General features: G+C 41.6%; 8 protein-coding genes. 6 read left to right on the top strand and 2 right to left on the bottom strand.

What is annotated here, in order from left to right; genetic code table 11:
* Nucleotides 1-374: 374 nt before the first annotated feature.
* Both IFO66_RS13855 and IFO66_RS13850 read right to left on the bottom strand, forming a co-directional pair.
* Entirely contained in the window at nucleotides 375-1,229 is an 855-nt protein-coding gene (locus IFO66_RS13855; RefSeq protein ID WP_225445757.1) for a pentapeptide repeat-containing protein, read from the bottom strand.
* Nucleotides 1,230-1,463: 234 nt separating this feature from the next.
* Nucleotides 1,464-2,633, bottom strand: coding sequence for a DUF418 domain-containing protein (locus tag IFO66_RS13850; protein WP_192025714.1), 1,170 nt, complete (start codon nucleotides 2,631-2,633; stop codon nucleotides 1,464-1,466).
* Between the two features lie 187 nt (nucleotides 2,634-2,820).
* On the opposite strand from IFO66_RS13850, the gene IFO66_RS13845 reads away from it, so the two are divergent.
* The 6 genes from IFO66_RS13845 to IFO66_RS13820 all read left to right on the top strand — a co-directional run bounded on the left by IFO66_RS13845 (nucleotide 2,821) and on the right by IFO66_RS13820 (nucleotide 9,588).
* Nucleotides 2,821-3,501 carry a response regulator transcription factor gene (locus IFO66_RS13845; protein WP_192025713.1) on the top strand — a complete coding sequence of 227 codons (681 nt, stop codon included), beginning with the start codon at nucleotides 2,821-2,823 and terminating at the stop codon, nucleotides 3,499-3,501.
* Nucleotides 3,498-5,312, top strand: coding sequence for a sensor histidine kinase (locus IFO66_RS13840; RefSeq protein ID WP_192025712.1), 1,815 nt, complete (start codon nucleotides 3,498-3,500; stop codon nucleotides 5,310-5,312). The genes IFO66_RS13845 and IFO66_RS13840 overlap by 4 nt, the downstream gene beginning before the upstream one ends.
* A gap of 225 nt (nucleotides 5,313-5,537) precedes the next feature.
* Nucleotides 5,538-6,974: a spore germination protein gene (locus IFO66_RS13835; RefSeq protein ID WP_192025711.1), complete on the top strand. Its 1,437-nt coding sequence runs from the start codon at nucleotides 5,538-5,540 to the stop codon at nucleotides 6,972-6,974.
* Between the two features lie 11 nt (nucleotides 6,975-6,985).
* Nucleotides 6,986-8,095, top strand: coding sequence for a GerAB/ArcD/ProY family transporter (locus tag IFO66_RS13830; protein ID WP_192025710.1), 1,110 nt, complete (start codon nucleotides 6,986-6,988; stop codon nucleotides 8,093-8,095).
* Nucleotides 8,095-9,243: a Ger(x)C family spore germination protein gene (locus IFO66_RS13825; protein WP_225445764.1), complete on the top strand. Its 1,149-nt coding sequence runs from the start codon at nucleotides 8,095-8,097 to the stop codon at nucleotides 9,241-9,243. The genes IFO66_RS13830 and IFO66_RS13825 overlap by 1 nt, the downstream gene beginning before the upstream one ends.
* 123 nt (nucleotides 9,244-9,366) lie before the next feature.
* Nucleotides 9,367-9,588: a cold-inducible protein YdjO-related protein gene (locus tag IFO66_RS13820; protein WP_028596482.1), complete on the top strand. Its 222-nt coding sequence runs from the start codon at nucleotides 9,367-9,369 to the stop codon at nucleotides 9,586-9,588.
* Nucleotides 9,589-9,663: the final 75 nt, after the last annotated feature.

Genomic DNA, 9,663 nt, shown 5'->3' with positions numbered 1-9,663 from the left:
GAGACTCGGTACTACGCCTATTCGGAGCTCTACTCATGGAACAGGATGACAAATGGACGACAGGGAAAAAGTACGTAGATCTCAATGCGTACCATACTTGGCGACGTCCTCAAACCAAATAGTAACCATTTTGACGACGAGGAATTTACACATAAATATGGACTTGACCGTTTAAGCCAGTTAAGCAGTGAAAATAACTGCATAATTGCAGCAATTTGTATCTTACTGCTGTTCTTAGCATTCAAAGGATGCACGAATGCATCAATATGAATGCTAAGAGCAGTTGTGAAGCAGGGCGCACTTCACGACCTCACGACCTCACGACCTCACGACCTCATGACCTCATAAATGCATAAACTCATAAGCGCATTCCACTAGTCCAGCCAGTGTTCAGGGGCATGAAGACCAGTAGGTAATTTCGTGCTCTTATCGCCATTGGCTGAATTCACTTGTGCTTGTGTAAGAAAAATACTGCCTTCAAGATTAGCGCCTCTTAGGTCAGCGTCTCGTAAATCAGCGCCAATTAAATCAGTCATTCTCATATCGGCATTTTGGAGGTTAGCAGCAATAAAGAGAACACCTCTCAAATTTCCACCTTTTAAATCAGCCCCACTTAAATTCGCGCCAATGCAATCTCTTCCTTTGATCAAATTGCGTTGATTGTCCATGAATCTGCTACTATTCGTTACATTAGAACGTACCGATTCACTTGCTTGCACTAGCAAGGGGTTAATTGTAGCACGATGATCAGCAACTGGAAGTTGCAAGATAGCTGATGGTGTAAGTTGAGTTAGACGCTCTGTTTCTACGATAGCTAGCTTCAAATGTTCATGAATCGGTTGGGCCTCCTTTAAATGAAGTGCTTCATGTAAGTAATAAAGCATTTCATGGAGCTGCTGCATAATCGGTAGTACATGGAACATTTCCTTAGCTGTAGCGGGATTGTCACGCCAATCTTGCCCGTCGTATGTAAATTGTGAAACTTTTTGTCCTGCACCAAAGCATTCATAGACGGTGCAGCCTCTGAAGCCACTTTTTCTCAATTGGGTATGAATGCTACAGCGATAATCTTCCTGTAAGTTGCGACAAGGTATTCCGCTAGCTTTATCAAAAGCAAAATCTGCTGTTTTTGCATAGGGCAGAGCGACACAGCATAAGTCAAAACATGTTTCGCAATCTGCACGATAACGATTCTTAATCAACTTGTTATCCGTTGCTGCCGAATTCAAGTTAGTGCACATCCTTAATAAGATTATAGTGTTTTTACGTATTCGACACTTGGTTTTGTTAATCCTTGGTAAGGATGATAAATGAGCTATCATAGTAATATTGACGCAATATTTAATTTGACACAGCTGACAACTGAAATAGCTGCTTACTTATGCGTTCTCATACAACAAAGAGTGCTGACGAATCAAGCACCCTCTGTCGTATGAATATTAAACATTTATCTCCATGTAACATTACTGTATGTTACTAGTAGTTGTAGTCCTACTGGCAGCTGAAGTGTCCACTGCGGCAGATTTCTTAATTGGAGTCCATTTCCAATACGTAATCATTCTCCATAACCACTCAATAGGGCCATATGCAAATCGAGATAGCCACCAAGTGCTAACTTTGGCCTGTAAGAAAATGGTGACACAGGCGATGATAATACCCCAGAATATACCGACACTGTGAATCAAGCCGAAGCCTGCGAACCATTTGCCTGCTGGTATGAACAATAAGCCGAAAATAATCGAATGCGATACATAATGGGTCAGCGTCATTTTACCTACCTCTTGAAACGGCTTGAAAAATTGTCCGCCGAGTCGGGTCGTAAATAAGTACATAATGGCGAATACATAGCCTAACGCAGTCAATCCACTTGCGATAACGAGCAAATCTGCCCATGCTTCAGCGCTATCTGAGAAAATAACCAAAGCCTTGATCGGCCAACCAATGATTAAAAATAAGATAGCAAGCATACCGTTCCGCTTCCGGTTGTCTTCCACTCGATGGAACCAATTGCTATGCATCATATACATGCCGAACAGAAAATAAGGTAGCACTTCAGTAGCAGAAGCCCACAGCAAATGAAAAGTGCTCTGCATAGGGTCCCATAGCGTAGGTGAAACAAGATGAATCAAATCCATGACATGCCACAGTGGTTTGTCTACGATATCGAGTGGCCGTATGAGCAAGGATAAGATGGGTGCAGACACCCAAAGAAGAAGTGAGCTTATTAGCCAAGTCTTCGGTTGACGTCTAAGGAACAAGAGAAGGAGCAAGCCAGCGACTCCATATGTAGCTAAAATATCATATTTCCACAAATACAAATAATGAACTGCTCCTATGCCGAATAAGAACAGAAAGCGGCGCAAGAAAGTAAATCCTACGTTCAAACCTCGGCGCTCCAAGCTGCGAAGCAGAATTATAAAGCCTACTCCGAACATAAACGAAAATATGGGCCGATAACTACCGCTGGTGAACGTATGAATAAATTTGGACAGTGCTTGCTCCGAACTGCTTAGTTTACTTATATCTTCTGGGGACGGGTACTGAAACATAATCATATGCAGTAGTAAAATGCCGAATAATGCAAATCCGCGGATTGCATCTAATACTTGCAGGCGTTCCGTTCTCAATATCATCACTCTCCACTCCGAATTTAAGTTCTCTATGTTCGAACCATTTCATCGTAAGTGCTGTTGATGTCAGAGTTGTGTCAGTCATCAATGAAAAAAGACACACAAAAAACACAATGATCGTTTACAATATTTAGGTAATAAAATATAATAAGCCCTTTCATGGCTAACACAAAGAGGGGAGAACATAATCATGGGGTATAGTGTGCTTATTGTTGAAGATGAGAGTCGAATTCGGGAAATTGTAACCGATTATTTTGAACAAGAAGATTGGATCGTACATGAAGCAGAGAATGGGAAGGAAGCGATGAATATGCTTCTTACCTTAACGGTGGATTTAATTATAGTTGATATTCACATGCCTGAGATGGACGGATGGAGTGTATGCCGCCAAGTTCGAAAGCGATCGGCTGTGCCGATTATTATTTTGACAGCGCGAAGTGATGAGGACGACAAGTTAATGGGATTTGAGCTGGGGGCAGATGATTATGTAACGAAGCCATTTAGTCCCAAAGTGCTCGTTGCGAGAGCAGCAATGTTAATGAAGCGAGTTGAAGGTACGGTAGGCATGGAGCATCAACTGATCAAATTTGGTGACATTTCGATATTTAAGCAGGGCCGACACATAGAGGTGGATGGCAAGCAAGTAGAGCTAACACCAAAAGAATTCGAAATTCTGATGTACATGTACAAACATAAAGGAATTGTAGTTGCTAGAGAGGCGCTGCTCGACCATATATGGGGTTATGATTACGATGGGGAGCTGCGCGTTGTAGATACTCATATTAAGAAGCTGAGGGCCAAATTAGGAACAGGAGCTTCTCATATACGTACGGTTACAGGTTCTGGTTATAAGCTAGAGGTGAACGTATGAAAAAGCGTGGCATTACGTTTAAATTATTTGCGCTCACTTCAGCGATTTTTGTGCTGTTTTACGCATTGCTCACCGCAGGATTGTTTATTTTTTTCGAGCAATTTTATGAAGAACATAAAATTAAAACGGTTAAGGACAGTTTATATTCGTATATAAAAAAGTCATATGAAGAGGAGGCGGGTGAATCTCAATACGTATTGAAGAACGAAGCGCTTATGGCAATACTTGAACCAGACGGCAGCAATATTTACACCAATCCCTTTGTACTTGAAGTTCTTGTGAAAAATAAAGGAAGTTATTATGTACCTCTTTTTATGTTCTACAACAATAAAGAGCTGCTTGATGCAGGGGTAAAAAACGGAGATTATATTACGCTCACAGGACTACCGGGAAAAAACTCGGAGATATCTAAAAACATGAACAATCGCTTGTTCTATCCGTATACGATTACCTATAAAGATCAGGTCATAACTAGCGGCCCTGAGGAAAAGGTGGACACGAATGGGATGGCGCAGATATCAGGAGTTATTACAGGTATCAATTATCCCGATCAACTTTTTGAAAATGCGCCGTACGACGAGCGTAATCAGTTAATTGCAGAAGCGATTGATAGGTTGTTCCCATTAACAGATACCGAGCTAAGTCTACTCGGCTCAGGCAATTCTATGGAAGTTACGTGGGTGGACAGCAAGACTGGTGCCGATCATCTCATAGAAATTCAACCTATCTTGCAATATGGTCATTTAAATGAGCTTATATTTTCCGTTTCCGCCCATCAAGAAATAGGCGAGAGCTTTGATGCGCTGAAGACGTATTATATCTACATAGGCATTGGAGGATTTGTTGTTATCATCTCGTTATCCTTTATTTTCTCCAAAATTGTGAGTCAACCCATATTGAAAATGAATCATGTAGCTTCCCGGATGGCACGACTTGATTTTTCTGCGGTCTCTGAGGTTAAAAGCTACGATGAGATGGGGAGTTTATCTGAAAGTTTGAACAGCCTTTCTAACAACCTACAGCGATCCATGAGTGAGCTGCAAGACGCGAATGAGCAATTGCAAAAAGATATGGAACATAAACAAAAGATGGAACAGCTTCAGAAGGAGTTTATAGCGAACGCCTCTCATGAATTGAAAACGCCGCTAAGTATTGTGAAAAGCTACGCAGAAGGCTTGCTGGATGACGTAGTTGTCCATAAACGGACTCGATATACAGAGGTGATATTGGATGAAGCGGGTAAAATGGAGACGCTAGTGAACGATATGCTGGAACTAGCTAAGCTGGAATCACCCGTGACAAAATTGAAGTTGGACAGCTTTTCGCTGATTGCTTTGTTACAAGAAATTATTGATAAGCTCATGAAACATTTACGGGAGAAAAATGTAAATGTTATTATTCATACTCATGATGAGGCAGACGAGGCTTTGGCAGATTCGAAGCGTATCGAACAAGTGCTTACGAATATTCTTGTAAATGCTATTCGTCATTCAGATGCCAACAGCACGATATCGGTGACACTCAAGCCTGAGCAGATAGAGGGTAACCATCATGTGCATGTGCGAATCGAAAATCATGGAGAACCTATTCCAGAAGACCAGTTGTTATTGGTCTGGGATCGATTTTATCGTGGAGAGCAGTCCCGCAATCGTAAAATGGGTGGGACTGGCTTAGGTCTCGCTATTACGAAGCATATTTTGGATTTACATGGAAGTAGGTACCATGTGTTTAATACAGAAAAGGGAGTGGCGTTCACATTCACGCTTCCTTCTGAGCAGACGGATGTTAATACCTCTATAGTTGACGAGTAAGGATGTAAATAGGTAAAGGATCAAAGTGTAAAGTTAATAAATCGCACTATAAAGCATCTTAGTTGTGATAAGAAGAGATTCACCACTCTTATCTGGCTACTAAGATGCTTTTTATATGCCATCACGCATAATTAGGCCATTCCATTGAGGTGGCTTTTACTCATTCATCAATATTTTATAGTCGTTGTGCCCATAATAAGGGTACGAAGGAAAGCGGTGGTGAAAATGAGCATACTCAATCGTCTGCATGATGTATTTGCGGAAAACTGCCAATGGACGTGCAGATTTTTAAGTATCCATGGTAGAACGGTCCATATCATGTTTTTAAGCAACGTGGCAGATGATCAGCTGTTAAGTGAAGGAATATTGAGACCTTTGCAAAAGCTTGATTCGCACGAAGTAGAGCAGCTGACGCCAGACTATTTGCTTGGGCAGCTCCCACTCAAAAAAGGGGAGTTATCGTGTGACCTGGAGCAAATATGTCATAAATTAATGCTGGGCTGGAGTTATGTATGGATTCAGGACGGTACGGACGGTCTGCTGATGTATACAGCGGCTCATCACGAACGTTCGTTGAGCAAAGCCGAGATCGAATCAGATGAATACGGACCGCAAGTCGCCTTTGTTGAGGAGCTATCCACCAATTTGTCTTTACTGTATAAACTGCTACCTGATTCCAAGCTATGCGTTAGTTCTTTGGAAATGGGAGATGTATCGAAAACAGTTGTTAATATTGTTTATTTGAAAGAGTACGCGAACGAGGATCAAGTGAGTTTATTACGTTCAAGGATCTCATCCCTGCAACATATTAATGGCATGCTCGATTCGTTGAAGCTAGCGCAACTGCTTGATGATAATGTAGCAACGCTTTTTCCAACGATGCTGCATACAGAACGACCTGATCGAGTATGTCAGGGCCTGCTGGCCAATAAAATTGCACTTTTTGTAGATGGTAGCCCATTTGCCGTTCTCTGTCCCGTTACGATTTATGAGTTCTTTCATGCTGGTAGCGATATGTATCAGCGTTGGATCGTAGGCATGCTCCTTCGTGTGCTGCGAATGTGCGCGATGATTGCCTCAGTATTTGTTACTTCTATTTATGTAGCAGCGATTACGTTTCACTATCAAGTCATCCCACCAGAGCTATTAAAGACGTTAATCCAATCCCACAGTAGAGTTCCCTTTCCACCCATTCTGGAAGCGCTCATGCTGGAAGTAATGATCGAACTGCTTCGTGAGTCCAGTATACGGATGCCAAGCAAAGTCGGACAGACAATGGGGGTAGTAGGAGGTATCGTCATCGGGCAAGCCGCTGTGGAGGCTGGATTTATAAGTAATATTTTGCTCATGATCGTAGCATTAGGTACTTTGTCATCTTTTGTTGTATCGAACTTTGCAATGGGAAATTCCCTCCAAATTATACGCTTTCCCCTTATTATTCTTGCAGGAGCGTGGGGAGGAGTGGGAATCATCGTGGGGACATGCTTCATCATTATCCATTTGGCTAGACAGACAAGCTTAGGGGTACCGTATTTGCAACCTATGAATATGCTAGCTGGCAAATCAGATGAACATTCGGTGATGCGCATGATTTGGAAATGGATGAAGCGCGAGAACAGCAGCTATCGTATCCGTAAGCCGAAAGAAGACTTTGCAGAGTAGGGGATTTTGTTATGAACAATAAAGAAGTGGACAGTCCGACACTCCTTCACCCGATGTTTACAATGGTTTTTATGTTCGTAACCCAAATATCTATAGGCATGTTGGCGTTTCAAAAATATGTGTACCGTGAATCCGAGCATGATGCTTGGATTTCTGTTATCGTGGCGGGCTTGTGTGCTCACGCCGTTCTGTTTCTTATTTTGAAAACGTTAAAGAGGTATCAATACCAAGATTTGTTTCAGATCCATGTCCGGATATTTGGCAAATGGTTCGGCGGGGCGTGCAGTCTGATCATTATCTGCTATTGGTTCAGTGTCTCCGTTTATATATTGCGTAATTATATTGAGGTACTGCATATTTGGATTTTTGCGGAAGTTCCGGCTGGGGTTTTTACGGCCTTGTTCTTTATGTTGATTATGTATGCTTTATCTGGCGGCCTAAGAGTGATTGGTATCGTTTCGCTCGTCAATCTGATGTTAGTAGGTTGGATGGCGGCACTGCTTTATTTGCCCATAAGACAAGCAGAGTGGAAGCTTCAACTACTTCCAATTATGGAAGCTGGCATGGGAGACATCATGATGGGTTCGTTAGCGATGGGCGCGACGTTAGGCGGCTTTGAGGTTGTGTACTATGTGAGTCATCGGATGAAGCAGCCGCATCGCATAAGTACATATGCCCAGCTAGGATTATTATTCGTTAATTTACTTTATGTCATTGTCATGCTCGTATCCATCGGATATTACAGTGAGGATCAAATATTGAATAACTCTTGGGGGACGTTATCTTTATTCAAAATCGTACAATTTGCGTTTCTTGAAAGACTAGAATTTGTGCTCATTATGCTATGGTTGCTTATTATTGTGGCCAATTTGCTCGTAAACTATTGGATTATGACACAGGGACTCCATCGCGTATTTAACGTTAAACGTAAATATGCGTGTATCGTCATTATGGTAATGGCGTTAATTTGTAACATGCTATTGAAGACAGGGGATCAATTAGCAGTCGTATCTGTACTTGTTGGCAAGCTCGCCGTCTTGTTTTCGTTTGCTTATCCAATTTTCATTTTTATCGTTGCCTATATTGTGGACTATGTTAGAACTAAGGGAAAGGAAGCGTGATGCATATTAACAATAGAGAGAAAAAACGGGTTTATTTCGTACCTTACATCTTGCTTATCTTTTTGGTGGTGACGGGTTGTGCAGAGGCAAAAATTATTGATAAGCTAGGCATTCTAGTCGCTGTTGGTTACGATTTGGCAGACGAAGATAGTAATGACCGCATACGAACTACCGTATTATCTTATAAGCCGGGTGCTACTTCCACGAATACCGTTCCGACAAGCGCTTCGAATAATACGAGCAAAGGGGTTCGTGAAAAACTTAGTCTTCGAACTTCGGCGAAACTAGTAATCGGACAAATGCGGGTAGCCGCTTACGGGGAGCCGCTTGCACGTGGGGGTATTATTACGCTTACCGATACGTTCCAACGTGATTCTGAAATTGGAACCAGCGTCTATCTAGTTGTAGCAAAGGATTCGGCAGAACAATTGCTCAATGCTAAAAATAGGCAGCGTGCAGGTACAGGAGATTATTTATATGATTTGCTAAAAAAGAACATAGAATCCGGTATCGTACCGTCACCAACACTCCATCATTTCCTAAATGCGTATTATCGGTCAGGCAAAGATCCTATATTGCCATATCTCGAGGTACAAGGAGATGAAATTCTCATTTCTAAGCTGGCTTTAATGAAAGATGATCGAATGATTGGCAGCTTGAATCTAACAGAGAGCTTTTCAGTAAAAGCGATGATGGGGAGCAATCATTTTCTGACACACGAAATAGAATTGAACACGGAGCGCCTTCGTAAATATTACGAGCCAACGTTCGATAAGCTCTATGTCACGCTCTCCCATGTTATGACGAAAACGCGTATTAAGGTTATCGATAAAAATACGCCAGAATTTCAAGTCCAGATTCGGTTGAAGGGTGAGATGGAAGAGGTTAGTGATCTGATCAATCTCGAAGAAGCAGAGGTTATTCATGCATTGGAGCGGGAAGCAGAGAAAACGCTGAAATCAGAATTTGAGGATGTGATGAGAAAGCTTCAGAAGAAACAAGTAGATCCTGTAGGATTTGGCAGCCATTATCGTTCATCAGTGCGTGTGCAAGACTTTACGGCTGAAAAGTGGCGCGAAATGTTCAAAGAAGCACGATTCGTCTTTGATGTAAAAGTAACTTTTGTAAATGTTGGTATTACGAGCTGAGTATAGGTCTTTGTGCTTAGGGAATCTTACAATAGGCATGGGAAATCTTTTGACTTCTAGCGTAAAGAAATGATATATTAATCGATATTATTTTATTCGTTAGTTGAGAAGGGATGTACGAAAGTGACAGCAAGTGAAGACATTAAGCCGAATTTAACACCTACTAAAATTTTGAAATGTAGAAATGCTGAATGTAAAGTATGGGTACGCGATGAATTTGCATCTACGGAACAAACTTGTCCGATTTGCAAAGGGCCAATGATTAAAAGTATTAAACATTTACCTGCTGTACAAAACAAAATTAAACGTCAGCCACGCAAGCCGAAGTCGGAGTTTGATATTTAAGTTTTGCTTGCTACTAATGAATAACGAGCATCTAGATTATAGATGGCTCGTTTTTTAATGCCCTGATTATTAAAA

Origin of the sequence: Paenibacillus arenosi, assembly GCF_014841135.1 — a bacterium.
In the GTDB taxonomy this organism is placed as follows: Bacteria; Bacillota; Bacilli; order Paenibacillales; family Paenibacillaceae; genus Paenibacillus_B; species Paenibacillus_B arenosi.
The sequence above is the reverse complement of the archived record's forward strand: the minus strand, read 5'-3'. Positions and strand labels throughout refer to the sequence as shown.